Source organism: Denitratisoma sp. DHT3 (genome assembly GCF_007833355.1).
Classification (GTDB): Bacteria; Pseudomonadota; Gammaproteobacteria; order Burkholderiales; family Rhodocyclaceae; genus Denitratisoma.
Genome location: NZ_CP020914.1, coordinates 2,808,540 through 2,822,894, shown reverse-complemented (window position 1 = coordinate 2,822,894; position 14,355 = coordinate 2,808,540). Strand labels below are relative to the sequence as shown.

Annotated in this window: 16 protein-coding genes; 11 read left to right on the top strand and 5 right to left on the bottom strand. The window is 64.6% G+C overall.

Annotated elements, in window-relative coordinates:
* Positions 1-125 precede the first annotated feature (125 nt).
* Positions 126-2,657 (bottom strand): beta strand repeat-containing protein, encoded by a 2,532-nt coding sequence (locus B9N43_RS12975; protein ID WP_145842604.1) that lies wholly within the window; start codon positions 2,655-2,657, stop codon positions 126-128.
* 111 nt (positions 2,658-2,768) lie between these two features.
* Positions 2,769-3,155 carry a helix-turn-helix domain-containing protein gene (locus tag B9N43_RS12970; RefSeq protein WP_145842603.1) on the bottom strand — a complete coding sequence of 129 codons (387 nt, stop codon included), beginning with the start codon at positions 3,153-3,155 and terminating at the stop codon, positions 2,769-2,771.
* 51 nt (positions 3,156-3,206) lie between these two features.
* On the opposite strand from B9N43_RS12970, the gene B9N43_RS12965 reads away from it, so the two are divergent.
* Positions 3,207-4,409 (top strand): site-specific integrase, encoded by a 1,203-nt coding sequence (locus tag B9N43_RS12965; RefSeq protein WP_145842602.1) that lies wholly within the window; start codon positions 3,207-3,209, stop codon positions 4,407-4,409.
* A gap of 82 nt (positions 4,410-4,491) precedes the next feature.
* Here the strand turns inward: B9N43_RS12965 and B9N43_RS12960 are convergent, their stop codons facing one another.
* Positions 4,492-4,962, bottom strand: a complete 471-nt coding sequence (locus B9N43_RS12960; RefSeq protein ID WP_222428728.1) for a putative toxin-antitoxin system toxin component, PIN family — start codon at positions 4,960-4,962, stop codon at positions 4,492-4,494.
* The gene (locus B9N43_RS12955) at positions 4,959-6,779 is read right to left on the bottom strand and encodes a PHA/PHB synthase family protein (RefSeq protein WP_145842601.1); all 1,821 of its coding nucleotides are present in this window, start codon (positions 6,777-6,779) and stop codon (positions 4,959-4,961) included. Before B9N43_RS12955 ends, B9N43_RS12960 begins: the two co-directional genes overlap by 4 nt.
* A 173-nt stretch (positions 6,780-6,952) precedes the next feature.
* Between B9N43_RS12955 and B9N43_RS12950 the strand changes: the two genes are divergently transcribed.
* From B9N43_RS12950 to B9N43_RS12905, 10 genes are all read left to right on the top strand, one after another.
* Positions 6,953-7,927 carry a DnaJ C-terminal domain-containing protein gene (locus B9N43_RS12950; protein WP_145842600.1) on the top strand — a complete coding sequence of 325 codons (975 nt, stop codon included), beginning with the start codon at positions 6,953-6,955 and terminating at the stop codon, positions 7,925-7,927.
* Positions 7,928-7,929: 2 nt separating this feature from the next.
* Positions 7,930-8,265 carry a MerR family transcriptional regulator gene (locus tag B9N43_RS12945; RefSeq protein WP_145842599.1) on the top strand — a complete coding sequence of 112 codons (336 nt, stop codon included), beginning with the start codon at positions 7,930-7,932 and terminating at the stop codon, positions 8,263-8,265.
* 6 nt (positions 8,266-8,271) lie between these two features.
* A complete protein-coding gene (locus B9N43_RS12940; protein ID WP_145842598.1) occupies positions 8,272-8,883 on the top strand; it encodes a 2-hydroxychromene-2-carboxylate isomerase in 612 nt (203 codons plus the stop codon).
* Positions 8,884-8,885: 2 nt separating this feature from the next.
* On the top strand, positions 8,886-9,062 hold the full coding sequence (locus tag B9N43_RS12935; RefSeq protein ID WP_261379328.1) for a DUF1289 domain-containing protein: 177 nt from the start codon (positions 8,886-8,888) through the stop codon (positions 9,060-9,062).
* Positions 9,055-9,216, top strand: coding sequence for a DUF1289 domain-containing protein (locus tag B9N43_RS12930; RefSeq protein WP_145842595.1), 162 nt, complete (start codon positions 9,055-9,057; stop codon positions 9,214-9,216). The genes B9N43_RS12935 and B9N43_RS12930 overlap by 8 nt, the downstream gene beginning before the upstream one ends.
* Positions 9,207-10,052 (top strand): RNase adapter RapZ, encoded by an 846-nt coding sequence (gene rapZ / locus B9N43_RS12925; protein WP_145842594.1) that lies wholly within the window; start codon positions 9,207-9,209, stop codon positions 10,050-10,052. The genes B9N43_RS12930 and rapZ overlap by 10 nt, the downstream gene beginning before the upstream one ends.
* A gap of 184 nt (positions 10,053-10,236) precedes the next feature.
* The gene (locus B9N43_RS12920; protein WP_261379327.1) at positions 10,237-10,656 is read left to right on the top strand and encodes a NusG domain II-containing protein; all 420 of its coding nucleotides are present in this window, start codon (positions 10,237-10,239) and stop codon (positions 10,654-10,656) included.
* Complete coding sequence (locus B9N43_RS12915; RefSeq protein ID WP_145842592.1) at positions 10,637-11,167, top strand: Gx transporter family protein; 531 nt, start codon at positions 10,637-10,639, stop codon at positions 11,165-11,167. The genes B9N43_RS12920 and B9N43_RS12915 overlap by 20 nt, the downstream gene beginning before the upstream one ends.
* Positions 11,164-11,766 (top strand): flavin prenyltransferase UbiX, encoded by a 603-nt coding sequence (locus B9N43_RS12910; RefSeq protein WP_145842591.1) that lies wholly within the window; start codon positions 11,164-11,166, stop codon positions 11,764-11,766. The genes B9N43_RS12915 and B9N43_RS12910 overlap by 4 nt, the downstream gene beginning before the upstream one ends.
* A gap of 120 nt (positions 11,767-11,886) precedes the next feature.
* Positions 11,887-13,230, top strand: coding sequence for a Fic family protein (locus B9N43_RS12905; RefSeq protein ID WP_145842590.1), 1,344 nt, complete (start codon positions 11,887-11,889; stop codon positions 13,228-13,230).
* 7 nt (positions 13,231-13,237) lie between these two features.
* On the opposite strand, the gene mutY is transcribed toward B9N43_RS12905, so the two are convergent.
* Positions 13,238-14,344, bottom strand: coding sequence for an A/G-specific adenine glycosylase (mutY, locus tag B9N43_RS12900; protein ID WP_145842589.1), 1,107 nt, complete (start codon positions 14,342-14,344; stop codon positions 13,238-13,240).
* Between the last annotated feature and the right edge of the window lie 11 nt (positions 14,345-14,355).

Here is a 14,355-nt window from a genome sequence, read left to right as displayed (position 1 = left end):
AGGGCTAGGGGACTCGGCCGATGGTTAATCGGGGTCTGTCCCCTATTGATTGCGCTCTTTCGAAGGACAGGGTTTCAATCACCTCAAGCACCTACCCGAGGGCGGGTGCTTGTCTCCGGGGGAGATTAAGCGATGTCGATATAGCCAGCAGCAACAGCATCGATACCAGACAGGGTCACACCAACCAACTTCACCAGAGAGTCGGTGGTTGCGCCATTGTGGAACACGTAGGAGTCGGTGCCATCAACGAAGGCAACTGCCTTGTCTGCGGTGGTGATCACGGTCTGAGCGATTGTGGCCTTTTGAGCAGCAGTCAGCGCAGCAGCCGAGGTACCGGCGAATGCCAGCAAGCCGTTGGTCACGGTGTAGGTCAGTTCTGCAGAGGTGTAACCCGTCACAGAGCTGGCGGTCACGTTGGCATTGGCAGAGGCCGTACCGTCGAAGTCAAGCTGGAAAGCTTCCTTCGTAGCAGTAGACACCACAGCGCCGGTGATGACATCGAAGTCAGTCAGGGTGGAATGACCTTCCTGAACCTTAACGATGGTGTTCACAGCCGTGTCAGCGTTAGCGGTGCTGTCACCAGTGATGGTGATGGTGTCCTTGCCTGCGCCGCCGTTGATGGTAACGGTACCGGTAGTGATCGTCGCACCAGCGATCGTCACGTTGATGGTGTCGTTGCCAGCGCCCGTGCTGATGGTGTGAGCACCAGTGGTGGTGCCAGCAGCCAGCAGGGTAACGGTGTCAGCACCGGAACCAGTGGTGATCGTTTGTGCTTGGGTGGTAGCTGCCGTGGCGGTCAGGGCAACAGTAGCGGCACCGCTGAACGAGGTCAGGTCAACCGTGTTAACTTGAGCGTTGGTCGCGTCACCCAGAGTCAGCTTCGCACCATTGGTCTTGAAGTTGGTATCGAAGAAACCACCGCTGGTGATCGAGATCGCTTTGTTAGCCACGGTGTAGCTGATCTCTTCCACGCCAGTTACGTACTGAACGTTGGCGTCAACCAGCGTCAGACCGCCAGCATCTGTCAGAGTGAGCTTGTCGGTACCGGCACCACCTTCGATCTTCACGGAACCATTAGCGCCGGAAGTGTTGTTGATGGCAGCAGCAGTCGAGGAGATCACGTCGTTGCCAGCACCTGCATCGTAGGTCACGAAGTCACCAGAGGTACCAGTGATGGCGGCAGTCGTAGTCAAGCTATCAGCAGCTGCAGAGCCGGTCACGCTGGAACCCTTCACCAGGTTACCGGTGATGGTCAAAGCGTAGTCGGTCGCGGTCGAGCCAGCATAGGTCAGACCAGATGCGTTGATTGCAGCGGCCTTGGTGATGTTGGTAGTCGTCACGCTGATCGGCTTGGCACCAGAGATGTTCAGCGCAGTCAGGTCACCAGCGGCAGCAAAGCTCAGGGCGTTGATGTCAGCAGACGAACCGGAGGACGAAACAACGTTCAGGGTTTCGAAGCCAGTGATCGTTGCTGCAGTCAGGTCAGCAGACGCAGTCGCAGTGGTGTTCTGCAGGGTGACAGACATAACATCTGCCGTGCCCGTTGCCGTAGCCAGTGAGAAGGTGTTGGTGCCGTTGTCAGTACGGTTGGTGATGGCAGCAGCCTGAGCAGCAGTCATCTTGGTCGCACCGGCGTTGGCGCTGTTCAACTGGATGGAAGTGATGCCGGAAAGCAGCGACACATCCAGATCAGTTGCGCCAGAGTTACGCAGCACTTCGAAGTTGGTGTAGACAGCAGCTTCGGCGGCAGTATCAACGTCAGCACCTGCAGCAACGTTCAGGACGTCAGCAGTACCTGCACCCGCATCAACAGCACCAGCGGTCGTGGCAGCAACAGCAGCAGTCGTCACCACATCATTGCCTTGACCACCCTTGAAGCTGGTGGTGTTGGTGCCGAGAGCGATGGTCAAACCGCCAGCGGTCAGGCCGGAGGCATCGATGGTCTTGAAGTTAGCGGCGGTACCCAGGTCAACGCTAGCAGCGGCACCAGCAACCGTCAGAGCGGAAGTAGCAGCGAAATCAGCGCCAGTCAGGGTAGCAGTCAGGTTGGTAGCTGCGTTAACGTTCAGCGTGGTAACGGTGCCGCCACCAACGGAATCCAACTTGATCGTGTCAACCTTGTTGGCTGCGCCGGTCGAGTTGATGGTTGCCTTGGTGACACCAGTACTTGCGGTTGCCGTGATGTCAGCAACGCCAGCATTGTTGGTACCACCAGAGATGTTGATCACTTGGTCAGCAGTAGCAGTTGCGTAGGCGTACTTCAGGATGCCGTTGGCAACAACACCGTCACCGATCATGCCAACGGAAGCGCCGTTAGCCAGGCCGGTCACGGTCACGTTGCTGGTGGAGCGATCTGCATTCACAGCAGTCACGCCAGAGGCATTGCCAGCAGCAAAGGTCGCAGCATCGGTGCCGACAGTGCCATCGTTGTCCAAAGCGCGGATATTGACGGTTTCAACGTTCTGAATGTTGCCAGCCGGAACTGCGATGTCAGCGGCCAGAACAGCAGCGGTCACGTTCAGCGTGTCGGTGCCAGCACCGCCGTTGATGACGTCAGCCAGGCCCAGGGTGTTATCGGCGGCAGTGGCGCTGACAGAACCGTTGATGGTGTCGTTGCCCGAGGTACCAGCAACGTTATCCAGACCCGTAGTGAGCAAACTAATGCGGCAACCTAATTAATACATAAAAATCATATGGTTGCCGTTTGGTGGTCAGTTAACCTTCCCACCGACCTACGTATAACCTGCGACGAGGTTTACCGCACCTCTTTATTTCTGCCTTTGACTTGCCCCTTTCTTCGGGGTTTCCGATTTAGTTTTAGGCGCGGCCAGCAAACTCCCGGCAGGTTTCTTCCGGTCCGCTCTTCGCAGGTTTTGATCGAGCAGGCGGCGCTGCGCTGCTACGAGTCCATCAGCGTCAACCCGCACTACGACTTCATTTGAGAGCATGAATTCGAGTTCCACGCCCTGGGTCTTGTAGAGCCTGACAATCGCGGCGAGTTGCTCTGCACGTAACCCACCCTCAAGGGTTTCCATCCGGGCAATCGTGGTTTTGGCCATCCCGAGATGGGTCGCCAATTCTTCCTGCGATAAACCTACGGCAGCCCTGGCGGTACGCAGGGCGACCGCTAATTTGACTTTGTCTAGCTCTTGCATGTGTCTATTAATCTCTATAAAATATTTCTAGACGCATTTTGTGATGAAAATATGGCTCAACTACGCTTAACGCCGTCAATAGTGAATGGCATGGTCTGCCCTCCCGGCAAGAAAAAACTCGATCTGTTCGATGTTCAGGCCAAAGGTTTGGTTTTAGAGGTACGCAAGTCGGGCGGCAAGACGTATTACCTGCGATATCAGGATTGCCGTAGTAAAACCCGCCAGATGCGACTTGCAGACGCCAGGGACATCACATTGTCGCAAGCGCGGACACTGGCTGACAAGGCACGCAACAGGATAGCCCTCGGCGACGACCCCGCCGAACAAAAAACCCGACTGCGCCAGACGCCGACGCTCGGGGACTTTTTCTACGAGCGCTACCTGCCCTTTGCCAAGAGCTACAAGAAGACCTGGGGCTGCGACGAGTCGCTGTTCCGCAACCACGTCGCGCTCCGGCTCGGCCGGCGCCACCTGGACGAGATCACCAAGACGGACATCGCCGCGCTCCACCATGGCCGGCGCGCGGTCGGCGCGGCCAAGGGTTCGGCCAACCGCCTGCTGGTGATGCTGCGCTACGTCTTCAATCTGGCGCTGCGCTGGGAAACGCCCGGCATCGCGGTGAATCCGACCGCCGGCGTGGCGCTCTTCGAGGACCCGCCGATGAAGGAACGCTTCCTGACGCCCGAAGAGGCGCGGCGCCTGTGCGCGGCGGTGGAGGGCAGTCCGAATCCGATGCTGCGCTTCATCGTCCCGATGCTGATCCTGACCGGAGCGCGGCGGCGCGAGGTGCTCGATCTGCGCTGGGAGGACCTCGACCTGGAGCGCCGCCAGTGGCGCATTCCGCTGACCAAGGCGGGCAAGCCCCGGCACGTGCCACTGTCGAGCGGCGTCTTGCAGGTTCTGGCGGCGGTGCCGCGCCTGGAGGACTGTCCCTGGGTGTTCCCGAGTCCGAAAACCGGCCGGCCCTTCGTCTCCGTGTTCTATTCGTGGGACAGCGCGCGCCGCAAGGCGGGGCTGGCCGACGTGCGGATACACGACCTGCGCCACAGCTTCGCCAGCTTTCTGGTCAATGCCGGGCGCAGCCTGTACGAGGTGCAGAAGATCCTCGGCCACACCCAGGTGCGGACGACGCAGCGCTACGCGCATCTGGCCCAGGAAACCCTGCTCGACGCCTGCGATGCCGTCGTCGATTCCCTCGGGGTTGGATTCTGCCCGGTGAATCCGAGCAGTGCGGAGGGCAGGGCGGCCGCATGAGCGGCGACACCCGCCCTTGCAGGGGGAAAGCCAGGGCAGGGGTTCCGGAATCCGCCGTCGAGGCGGTATTTCCGGGGGAAGGTCAGGCCGTCGCCGGTTGATCCAGTTCCAGCAGCGCCGCATCCGGGGTCAGGATGCGGAACAGCCCCTTCAGCTTGTCGCGGCGCGCCAGGCGCAGCAGCGCCTTGTCGCTGGTGATCAGCCAGTGGGCGCCGCCGTCGCGGGCGACTTCGAGAAACTTCTGGTCGTCCCGGTCCTGGCATCGGGGCAGCGCCGGCGCATCGACGGACGACGGCGGCACGAGCCGGACGCGGGCGGCGTAATCGGCATGGAGTTCCGCCTGGCGCTGCGGCGGAATGCCGAACTGGGGGTAGTCCAGCACGCGCTGGAATTCGGCGAGACAGTCCTCCCGGCTCAGCGCCCGCCAAGCGCCGGCATCGAGGCGGGCGCGCAGGGGGGCGAAGCGGCTGTCGGTGAAGGCCCAGAGCGAAAGCAGCACGTTGGTGTCGAGCACCACCGGCAGCGGTGCGGGCAACGGCGCGGCCGTGCTCACTCTGCTGCGGGCTTCTGGTCCAGGCGCTGCTTGACGTAGCTGCCGGGGGCGTCTTCCAGCGCCTTCAGCTTGCCCTTGGCCGGATCGCGCGCCGGCACCGTGGCGCCGCCGTTGCGGGCGACGATCCACTGCTGCCAGTCGGTCCACCAGGAGCCTTCGTGCTGCTTGGCGGCGGCGAACCAGTCATCGGCGTCGGCCGGCGGTTTCTTCGCCTGGTCGTTGGTCCAGTAGCCGTACTTGTTGGCGGCGGGCGGGTTGACGATGCCGGCGATGTGGCCGGAGCCGCCCAGCACGAAGCGCACCGGGCCGCCCAGGCGGGTGGCGCCCAGATAGGTGCCTTTCCACGGCGCGATGTGGTCCTCGACGGTGGAAATGAAATAGCACGGCGCCTCGATCTTCGACAGATCGATCGGCACTCCGGCCAGGGTCAGGCCGCCCGGCTCCTTCAGCAGGTTCTGCATGTACATGTTGCGCAGGTAGAAGCTGTGCATCTTGTAGGGCATGCGCGTGGAATCGGAGTTCCAGTACAGCAGGTCGAAGGGGAACGGCTCCTTGCCCAGCAGGTAGTTGTTCACCACGAAGGACCAGATCAGGTCGTTGGCGCGCAACGCGTTGAAGGTGCCGGCCATCGCGGACCCTTCCAGGAAGCCGTGCTCCTCCATTTTCTTTTCCAGGTGGGAGACCTGCCGTTCGTCGATGAAGACGCCCAGTTCGCCCGGTATCGAGAAGTCCAGCAGGGTGACGAAGAAGGTGGCGGAAGCGATGCGCTCGTCCTTCCGCGCCGCCAGCCAGGCCATCGTCGACGCCAGCAGGGTGCCGCCCAGGCAGTAGCCGATGGCGTGCACCTTGTCGCTGCCGGTCTGCTTGCACACCGCGTCCAGGGCCGTCAGCGTGCCTTCGGTCAAATAGTCGTCGAAGCTCTTCTGGGCCATGCGCCGATCCGGGTTCACCCAGGAAATGCAGAACACGGTGTGGCCCTGGTCGGTGGCCCACTTGATGAAGGAATTCTTCTCCCGCAGGTCGAGGATGTAGTACTTGTTGATCCAGGGCGGCACGATCAGCAGGGGCTCCTTGAACTGCGCCTTGGTGGTCGGCTCGAATTGGAGCAGTTGCATCAGCTCGTTCTGGAACACCACCTTGCCCGGGCTGGTCGCCACGTTCCTGCCCAGCTCGAAGGCCGCCGGATCGGTCATCCTGACGCGCAACTGGCCGTCGGTCTCCATGTCGCGCAGCAGGTTGTTGAATCCCTTGAGCAGGTTCTGGCCGTGGCTCTTGACCGTCTCCCGCAATACCTCCGGGTTGGTCAGGGCGAAGTTGGAGGGCGCCATCGCATCGATGAACTGGCGGGTGAAGAAATTGACTTTCTTCTTGGAGCCGTCTTCCAGGCCCTCCACCTTGCTCACGGCGTCGTGCAGATGATGGGCGGTGATCAGGTAGGACTGCTTGATGAAGTCGAACAGGAAATGTTCTTCCCAGTGGGCGTCCTTGAAGCGCTTGTCGTCCTTGGCCGGCTGGGCCACCGGAGCGGCCCGCACACCGGCGAAACGCAGCATCGAATGCTGCCAGAGGGACATGTAGTCCCACACCAGGTTCATCTGCGCCTGGGCCAGCTTGTAGGGGTTGGCCAGCATCTTGGACATCATGTCCATGAAGGCCTGGGCCACGCCCAGTTCGTCGGCGGGCGGCGTGATGCCCTGCTTCAGCTGGCGCTGCACATGCTCGGTCAACAGCTTGGACGCCCGCTGGGCCACCTGCGCGTAAGTCTTGGCGATTTCCTTGGGGTCGGGAAGCTGAGGCTTGTCGTCGTGGTGGGACATGGGGCGGCTCCTCGTCAATGGGTCCGGTGGACGTTGGAATCGTCTGATTCTATCCCAATGTCCCAATATTTGCTGCACTGCATCAATCTCTATTTCATACCCTTGATATACAGCCGGAACCGCTTTATCTAGACTGGGTGGAACGCGCTCGGAACGATACCAAAGGAGTCCGCATGGAATTCAAGGACTATTACCAGACCCTGGGGTTGGCCCGCGACGCCACGGCGGAGGCGATCAAGAAGGCGTTCCGCAAGCTGGCGCGGAAATACCATCCGGATGTCTCCAAGGAGCCGGACGCCGAGCAGCGGATGAAGGAGATCAACGAAGCCTACACGGTGCTCTCCGACCCGGAGAAACGCGCCGCCTACGACCAGTTGGGGCGGGATTACCGACCGGGCCAGGAATTCCGTCCACCGCCGGACTGGGACGCCGGCTTCGAATTTTCCGGGCACGGCTTCTCTTCGCGCGAGGCGGCGGATTTCAGCGATTTCTTCGCCGAACTGTTCGGCCGCATGGGTGACATGGGAGGTGGCGCGGATGGCGCGCACGACGGATCTCATGCGCGGGGCCGGCCGTTCCGGATGCGCGGCGAAGACCATCACGCCAAGGTGCTGCTCGATCTGGAGGACGCCTTCACCGGCACCGTCCGCCAGATCAGCCTGCGGGTGCCGAAGCTGGATGCCCAGGGGCGGGTCGCCCTGGAGACGCGGACCCTGAACGTGAAAATTCCTCAAGGCGTGCGCGAGGGCCAGATCATCCGGCTGGCGGGCCAGGGCGCGCCGGGCAGCGGCGGCGCGGCGTCCGGCGATCTGCTGCTGGAGGTGCATTTCCACCCCCACGGACGCCTGCGGGTGGACGGGCGCGACCTGCACCTGGTGCTGCCGGTGACGCCGTGGGAGGCCGCCCTGGGCGCCATCGTGCCGGTGGAACTGCCCGCGGCCAGCCTCAAGGTGCGCATTCCCGCCGGCGCCCAGAGCGGACGTCAGTTGCGGGTGCGCGGCAAGGGCATCCCGGGCCAGCCGGCGGGCGATCTGCTGCTCGACCTGCAAGTGGTGCTGCCGCCGGCCGACAGCCCGCAAGCCCGCGAGCTTTACGCAACCATGGCGCGGGAACTGGCCTTCGATCCGCGCCGCCCCGGGAGCCCCTGACCATGCAAGACGACGCAATCCTGACCGGCCATCCCATCGAAGACGACTGGCTGCCCCTGGAACTGGCGGCGGTGATCTGCCCGGTGGAGCTGGAATGGCTGCTGTGCCGGATCGACGAAGGACTGCTGACCGGCGCCGAGAACGTGGCGGGCCACTGGCGGCTTTCCGCCGCCGGCCTGCTGCGCGCGCGCCGGATGCGCGAAGTGGAACGCGATTTCGAGGCCGAGCCGGAACTGGCGGCGCTGGTGGCCGATCTACTGGAGCAGATGGACGCCCTGCGCGGCCGGCTGCGCAGGGCGGGCATTCCACCCTTACAATCTCCGGACGCCGCACCGTGACGACCCATGAAGACTGCCGACGCTCCCGTCGAATTCTATTTCGACTTTTCCTCCCCCTACGGCTACCTGGCCAGCGAGCTGATCGACGATCTGGCCGCGGCCCACGGCCGCTCGGTGGCATGGCGGCCCATCCTGCTGGGTGCGGTGTTCAAGGCTACCGGCTCCCAGCCCCTGGTGCATCAGCCCATGAAGGGCGCCTATGCGCTGCGCGACTTCGCCCGTTCGGCGCGCTTCCACGGCCTGCCCTTCGCCATGCCGGCCGTTTTCCCCGTCGCCACCCAGGCCGCGGCCCGCGCCTGCTACTGGCTGCAAGGAGAGGATGACGCCGCCGCGCGGCGCCTGGCCCACGCCCTGTATCGGGCCTATTTCATCGGCGGCCGGAACATCGGCGAGACCGACACGGTGCTCGCCGTGGGCGAGGAACTGGGCGTGGCTCCGGCCCGGCTGGAAGCCGCGCTGGCCGAGCCGGCGGTGAAGGAGCGCTTGCGGGCGGAGACCGAAAGCGCGATCGCGCGCGGCGTGTTCGGCTCCCCTTATTTCGTGGTGGACGGAGAACCCTTCTTCGGCGTCGATCGTCTGCCCCAACTGGAAAAATGGCTCAAGCGCGGAGGCTTCTGAGAGTGCAATCCCCTTGCGTGCGCCAGTGCTGCCTGGACGACGAGACCCTGGTCTGCCTGGGCTGCCTGCGCACCCTGGACGAGATCATGGCCTGGGGCGAGGCCAGCGACGAAGAGCGCCTGCGCATCCTGGAGGCCGTGGCGCGGCGGCGGCAGGCAAGGAACGCCCGCAATGGATGAAGAGCACACGATGGAATACGAATGCATCGGCATCTGCGAACCCGACCCGCTGTCGGGCCGGTGCCAGGGCTGCGGCCGCCCGCTGATCGAACCCGGCCGCGTCGATGACGGCGCGCTCAGACCGCCGGCGGAGGAAAGCGCGTCGTGCGGTTGATCCTGATCAGCGGCCTGTCCGGCTCGGGCAAGAGCGTGGCCTTGAACATGCTGGAGGATTCCGGCTACTACTGCGTGGACAACCTGCCGGCGCCGCTGCTGCCGCAGTTGGTGGGCCAGCTCCAGGCCGAGGACTACACCCGGGTGGCGGTGGCGATGGACATGCGCGGCGGGCGCAGCATCGCCGCGCTGCCCAAGCAGTTGCGCGACCTGGAGGCCATGGGCGGGGTGGAAGTGCGGCTGGTGTTCCTCGATGCGCGCGACGACGTGCTGATCCAGCGTTTTTCGGAAACCCGCCGCACCCATCCCCTGGCCCAGGGCGACATGACCCTGGCCGAAGCCATCGCGCGCGAACGCGAGGCCCTGGAGACCGTCTCCATCCTCGGCCACCGCCTGGACACCAGTCAGTTGCGGCCCAACGCGCTGCGCCAGTTCATCAAGGACCTGGCCGACCTGGACGCCGGTAGCGGTTTGACGCTGCTGTTCGCCTCCTTCGGCTTCAAGCACGGCCTGCCGCTGGACGCCGACCTGGTGTTCGACGTGCGCTGTCTGCCCAATCCCCATTACGACCCGCGGCTCAGGCCGCTCACCGGCCGCGACGCGGCGGTGATCGGTTTTCTCGAAGCGCAGCCCGAGGTGGGCAGGATGGCCGAGGACATCCGCCGCTTCGTCGCCGACTGGCTGCCGGCCTACGTGCGCGACAACCGCGCCTACCTGACCGTGGCCATCGGCTGCACCGGCGGCCAGCACCGCTCGGTGTATTTCGCCGACTGGCTGGCGGCCCGCTTCCGCGACCAGGCCCGGGTGCTGGTGCGCCACCGCACCCTGGCCGGATGAGGAAACTCTCCCCCCTTCGCCCCCCGCCGGGGGGTTCGATACTGCTCGCTGCGCTCGAAGTTACGGGGAGCGCTGTGGCAGCACCCACCGATAGGTTGCGGCTGGCGCCGCGTGCCGCTTTTCCCCATCGTGGGAAATGCGGCGCGGCGGAAAAGCTCTGTCGGGGGAGCGCAGGTCAATAAACTTGAGTCATAAGAAACCATCTCCCACCAGTCTCCCCACCAGCCCCGCCGACTGGCTGTCGTTGCTGCGGCCGGGGGACTGGCTGACCGCCTCGTGCGCGCTGCTGCTGGTGGTCGCCTCCTTTCCCCTGCTGTGGCGGGGCGGCACGGCGGATGCGGTGGTGGTGCGCAAGGACGGCCAGGCGGTGGCGCAACTGCCGCTGACGACGGCGAAAAAAATCGTCGTCGCCGGACCGCTGGGCGAAACCGTGGTCGAAGTGCAGCCGGGCCGGGTCCGCGTGCTGTCCGACCCCGGCCCGCGCCAGTACTGCGTCAAACAGGGCTGGCTGAGCCGTCCCGGCGCGGTGGCGATCTGCGCCCCCAACCACGTCAGCCTCACCCTCACCGGGCGCGACGCCGGCCATGACTCGCTCGCCTACTGATCGCCCGCTCGAACTCCCGGTCACGCCCGACGACCGGCGCGTGGCCCGCTACGCCGCCGCGGCGATCGCGCTGACCGTGGCCGAGGCGGCGATCCCGCTGCCGCTGCCGGGCGTAAAGCCGGGCCTGGCGAACATCGTGGTGCTGCTGGTGCTGCTGCGTCACGGCTGGCGCGAGGCGGCCTGGGTGGCCCTGCTGCGGGTGTTCGCCGGCAGCCTGCTGATGGGCCAGTTCCTCGCCCCCGGCTTCTTCCTCAGCCTCACCGGCGCGCTGCTGAGCCTGGGTGCCCTGGCGCTGGCCGCCCATCTGCCGCGCCGTGTCTTCGGGCCGGTGACCCTGAGCCTGGTGGGCGCCTTCGCCCATATCGGCGGCCAGGTGCTGCTGGCCCGGTTCTGGCTGGTGCCGCACAACGGGGTGTTCTATCTGGTGCCGGTATTCACCACCGCGGCCTTGATCTTCGGTATCGTCAACGGCCTCGTGGCCGCCGCCCTGTTGCGGGAAAACTCTGCATGAAAACCGTCGCCCTCGCCTTCACCGGCGCCTCCGGCATGCCCTATGGCGTGCGCCTGCTCGAATGCCTGCTTTCCGCCGGCGTGCGGGTCTGGCTGGTCTATTCGCAGGCCGCCCAGATCGTCGCCAAGCAGGAGATGAACCTGGTGCTGCCCAGCCAGCCGCGCGAGGCGCGGCGGTATTTCGCCGAGCGCTTCGGCGCCGCCGAGGACCAGCTCGCGGTGTTCGGCCGCGACGACTGGAACGCGCCGCTCGCCTCGGGCTCCAATCCGCCCGACGCCTACGTGATCTGCCCCTGCACCATGGGCACGCTGGCCGAGGTGGCCGCCGGCATGGCGTCCGACCTCACCACCCGCGCCGCCGACGTGGTGCTGAAGGAAGGCCGGAAACTGATCCTGGTGCCGCGGGAAACCCCGCTGTCGACCATCCAGTTGGAGAACATGCTGCGCCTGTCCCGCGCCGGCGCCGTGATCCTGCCGCCCAGCCCCGGCTTCTATCACCATCCGCAGGATGTCGCGGGCGTGGTGGATTTCGTCGTCGCCCGCATTCTCGACCAGTTGGACGTGCCCCATGCCCTGATGCCCCGCTGGGGCAGAGCGTAGTTATTCTGGACTCATCTTTCCCATGGCAATATCTACTAATACTTCTATAGATTAGTAGACATTATTACTATCTGGCCCCTATACTAATTTCTACTAATCAATTGTGAAATTAGTACACAAATGAGGCTTCCAGAACCAGCCCCGGATCTCCGGCAAATCCTCGAGCGCCTCGATCCAGAGCGGATTCAGGTAGTTTTCCAGAACACGACACCTCTGCCCAAGGGGCGCTATCTCCACTGGGACGAAATGCGCTACCGGGATCCGCCCCCGGGGCTGTCCCGGGATGAGTGGTGGGCCACGGTAACCATCTCCCGGGCCGCCCTGATGCAGAACCTACCCTTGCTCGACAAACAGGGGCTGCCCTTCCGCTTTGCCACGCCCAGTCCGGTACTCATCGATCTCCATCACATCGACCGGGATGCCGCCGGGCAGATTCGCAGCACGGCGGGGGAACCCCTGCGGGAAGACCCGAACCGCTACCTGATGAGTTCCCTGATCGAGGAGGCCATCACCTCCAGTCAACTTGAAGGGGCCTCCACCACGCGGCAAATCGCGGCAGCGATGCTGCGCACGGGCCGGAAACCCGCTGACCACAGCGAGAGGATGATCTTCAACAATTACCGGGCGATGGAACACCTGCGCACCCTGAAGCATGAAGCCCTGACGCCGGAGCACATCCTGGAGCTGCATCGCATACTCACCACAGACACGCTGGAAAATCCCGAGGAGGCCGGCCGCCTGCGCCAATCCGACGATGTCCATGTCGTCGACCAGCGCGATGACGCCATCGTCCATGTCCCGCCCGACCATCAGGAGCTTCCCGAACGCCTGGAGCGGCTTTGCGCTTTCGCCAACGCGGATGAAACTTCCCTGCCCTTCGTTCATCCCGTGCTGCGGGCGATCCTGCTGCATTTCATGATCGGCTACGACCACCCCTTCGTGGATGGGAACGGCCGCACCGCCCGGGCGCTGTTCTACTGGTCCATGGCCCGCAGCGGCTACTGGCTGATGGAATACACATCGATCAGCCACATCCTGCGCCGCGCCCCGTCCCGCTACATGCGAGCCTACCTGCACACCGAGACGGACGGGAACGACACCACCTATTTCCTGCTGCATCAGCTCACCACGATCCGACGGGCCATCGTGGCGCTGCATGAATACCTGGGCCGGAAAACCCAGGAGCAGAAGGAAACGGAACGGATGCTCGCCGCCTCGCCAGCGCTCCGTACCCGCTTCAATCATCGGCAGGTTGCCCTGCTGACCCATGCACTGCGCAACACCGGCGAGGGTTATCGGGTCGATGCCCACCAGCGCTCCCACAACGTGGTCTACCAGACCGCCCGCAGCGACTTGCTGACGCTGCACGAACTGGGGCTGCTGGAGAAAGCCAAGCAGGGAAACGCCTATGTGTTCTTCGCGCCCCCAGATCTGAAGGACCGGCTGGCCGCCATGGCGAAGTGACCCGCCTTCACCGCCCGAATCCCACCAGAATGCGGCGGATGGGTGTCGGCAGAGGCGCGTCATCCAACTGCCCAGGATCCAGCCAGCGCGCTCCCTGTTCCCGCGCCTGCGGCAACAGCCGGACCCGGGTGCGTAGGGGCGTCAGGTGCAGGCGGAAATGGGTGAAGGTATGCACCAGGCCCGGCAGTTCCTCCCAGTCCTCGGCCAGGCAACCAAAAGCGTCCAGCGCGTATTGCGCGGGATCGGCGCCGGCCGGCAGTTCCGGCAGCGACAGCAGTCCGCCCCAGATGCCGCTAGGGGGGCGCTGCTCCAGCAGCACCCGGCCCTGATCGACCAGCAGCAGCACGATCGCCTCCCGTTCCGGCAGGGCCTTGCGCGGCCGGGCGACAGGCAGTTCGGCCTGGCGGCCGGTGCTGCGGGCGACGCAGATCTCCGCCAACGGACAGGCTTCGCAGCGCGGCTTGGCGCGGGTGCAGACCGTGGCGCCCAGGTCCATCTGCGCCTGGATGTAATTCCCACACGGCCCACCCTCGCCGTCCTGGCGCGGCGGCATCAGGGACTCGGCCAGGGTCCAGAGTTCCCGCTCCACCGCCGGCGTGCCGGGGAAGCCCTCGATGCCGAAGCAGCGGGCGAAGACCCGCTTGACGTTGCCGTCGAGGATCGGCGCGCGGGCATCGAAACAGAAGGTGGCGATGGCATTGGCGGTGGAACGGCCGATGCCCGGCAGTTCGGCGATCGCCTCGGGCGCGGCCGGGAAGCGGCCGCCGTGCGTTTCCATCACGGCCCGCGCGCAGGCATGGAGGTTGCGCGCCCGGGCGTAGTAGCCCAGGCCGCTCCACAGCGCCATCACCTCCTCCACCGGCGCGGCCGCCAGCGCGGCGAGCGTCGGGAAGCGCTCCAGGAAACGCCGGTAATAGGGGATCACCGTCGCCACCTGGGTCTGCTGCAGCATGATTTCCGAGAGCCAGACCCGATAGGGGTCGCGGGTGTTCTGCCAGGGCAGATCGTGACGGCCGTGGCGGCGATGCCAGGCGACCAGGCGGTCGGAAAAATATCCATCGCCCTCTCCCTCTCCCGCAAGGGGGGGAGAGGGAACCTTCTGCAAGCGCCTCATGCCCGCACCAG

Bases quoted from the DNA above. Each gene is read 5' to 3' on its own strand.
- B9N43_RS12970 (WP_145842603.1), bottom strand. From the start codon at position 3,155: ATGCAAGAGCTAGACAAAGTCAAATTAGCGGTCGCCCTGCGTACCGCC.
- B9N43_RS12965 (WP_145842602.1), top strand. From the start codon at position 3,207: ATGGCTCAACTACGCTTAACGCCGTCAATAGTGAATGGCATGGTCTGC.
- B9N43_RS12955 (WP_145842601.1), bottom strand. From the start codon at position 6,779: ATGTCCCACCACGACGACAAGCCTCAGCTTCCCGACCCCAAGGAAATC.
- B9N43_RS12950 (WP_145842600.1), top strand. From the start codon at position 6,953: ATGGAATTCAAGGACTATTACCAGACCCTGGGGTTGGCCCGCGACGCC.
- B9N43_RS12945 (WP_145842599.1), top strand. From the start codon at position 7,930: ATGCAAGACGACGCAATCCTGACCGGCCATCCCATCGAAGACGACTGG.
- B9N43_RS12940 (WP_145842598.1), top strand. From the start codon at position 8,272: ATGAAGACTGCCGACGCTCCCGTCGAATTCTATTTCGACTTTTCCTCC.
- B9N43_RS12930 (WP_145842595.1), top strand. From the start codon at position 9,055: ATGGATGAAGAGCACACGATGGAATACGAATGCATCGGCATCTGCGAA.
- B9N43_RS12915 (WP_145842592.1), top strand. From the start codon at position 10,637: ATGACTCGCTCGCCTACTGATCGCCCGCTCGAACTCCCGGTCACGCCC.
- B9N43_RS12910 (WP_145842591.1), top strand. From the start codon at position 11,164: ATGAAAACCGTCGCCCTCGCCTTCACCGGCGCCTCCGGCATGCCCTAT.
- B9N43_RS12905 (WP_145842590.1), top strand. From the start codon at position 11,887: ATGAGGCTTCCAGAACCAGCCCCGGATCTCCGGCAAATCCTCGAGCGC.
- mutY (WP_145842589.1), bottom strand. From the start codon at position 14,344: ATGAGGCGCTTGCAGAAGGTTCCCTCTCCCCCCCTTGCGGGAGAGGGA.